The organism is Mesorhizobium sp. P5_C1 (genome assembly GCF_054049815.1).
Map to the genome: position 1 here is coordinate 1 of NZ_JBFULQ010000855.1, position 1654 is coordinate 1654.

The 1654-nt window shown below is 54.2% G+C and carries 2 protein-coding genes; one reads left to right on the forward strand and one right to left on the reverse strand.

Annotated features, from left to right (window positions below; genetic code table 11):
- Positions 1-175 precede the first annotated feature (175 nt).
- The gene (locus tag ACXJ7R_RS31960) at positions 176-868 is read left to right on the forward strand and encodes a class I SAM-dependent methyltransferase (protein WP_457155292.1); all 693 of its coding nucleotides are present in this window, start codon (positions 176-178) and stop codon (positions 866-868) included.
- Between the two features lie 60 nt (positions 869-928).
- On the opposite strand, the gene ACXJ7R_RS31965 is transcribed toward ACXJ7R_RS31960, so the two are convergent.
- The gene (locus ACXJ7R_RS31965) at positions 929-1618 is read right to left on the reverse strand and encodes a class I SAM-dependent methyltransferase (protein ID WP_457155293.1); all 690 of its coding nucleotides are present in this window, start codon (positions 1616-1618) and stop codon (positions 929-931) included.
- Positions 1619-1654 lie beyond the last annotated feature (36 nt).

A 1654-nucleotide genomic window follows, 5' to 3' on the forward strand; every position in this document is an offset into this window, starting at 1 on the left:
CCGTTACCACCTACACCTATCCCCGCGGCATGAACCACACCTCAGACAATTGGAGAGTTTCGAAACCACGCTGTGCATGATGGCGATAGCCTGGTCCAGCGGCGAACTGCTACTATTATTCGTCTGGCCCTCTGCGCGAATGCCCTGAGTTTGTGCCTTATGGAGGATCCCTTTGTTGGCGTGCACAGTTTGCGGGAATGATGAGTTTCGGGACAGCAAAGTTCTTTGGCCTCGGCTGATCGCCGAGTGGAATTTATCGTCCGCCGAGGTTTCCTATATCGACCGGCAGCAAGGCACGCAATGCACGCATTGCGGCTCAAATCTAAGGGGGATTGCTTTAGCCAACGCAATTCGCGAAGCCGTCTCCACCCCCAACACTTTGGCCGATTTTGTCAATACTAGTGAAGCGCGCCGTCTCCGCATTCTCGATATCAACGGCTCGTCATTGTCTCATACGCTTTCGGTTCTCCCACTGTATCTCCGTGCCGACTATCCCTCGGTCGACATGCAGTCCATGCCCTATGAGGACGATCAGTTTGATCTCGTCGTTCATTCCGATACGCTGGAACACGTGCCATTTCCGATTGAAGCTCTGAGGGAATGCGGGCGCGTTCTCTCAGATGATGGATGCTTATGTTATACTGTCCCAACGATTGTCGGTCGTTTGACCCGCGACAGAGAGGGGCTCCCGCCAAGTTACCATGGGGATTCGAACCAAGGCGGGTATGACTTCATGGTGCACACCGAGTTTGGGGCCGACGCTTGGACATTTCCAATTCGAGCCGGCTTCGCGTCGGTCAACATAAATACGGTTTCATACCCAGACGCCACGGCAATAACTGCTCGCAAAAAACTATTTACTGCGTAGTATTACTTCTAAGTTCGTATAGTCGCTTTCTTCATGCGACATATCGTTCGTACAGCAAGCTTATTGATCGAGCTTGCGGACSACATAAAGGTCTKGGTGCCCCCACCAAAACGCCTGCTGGAAGCGGATCARCTCGRCCCCTTCGAYGTCGGACACKGCTTTTTGAACATARCCARRGGAAACGGCGCTKGTYCCATAGTCRCSAGCGTCCARRTCGCGCTGRTCGCTKTTCGAGTTCCAATARAATCCGGTGYCATCAAATTSCGCWGGCAAACCCCCRGCYCTCATATTTCGGAGAGWGACGGCTCCGTGCGTTGTGAAAATCAAGATACCCCCCGGCTTCACCGCCGTGARAACGCGAGAAAGCCACGGCGCGAAGGTGGCRTCTGGCATRTGYGARAAAAACGATAGGGCGAAGACAACATCAAACTCGTCGTCGATGCTCCAGTCCTCCGGTTTTGTCGACGAGAGGTGTGCCCTRACGCCGATCTTGTTTGATAGGAATTCGACGGCATTTGGGTGAACGTCGCTGGAAACCCATGCTGCRTCCGGCAGAACRTGCATCGCRTARCGYGCGACGCGGCCATAACCCGACGCGAACTCAAGGACGCTRGMYGGGCCAGATGAAAGGTGCTCGCGRCAMAGGTYGGCGAAGCGYTTGGCGCAATCTTCTCCSCCWGTGAAATAGGCTTCGATCGCTTTKCGGTGATCTGTCGGAAACACGGCCCGSACGAAGAAATCGAGCAGCATGTCATCCTTGCTGATCTCATAGGCGACCTTTTTCGC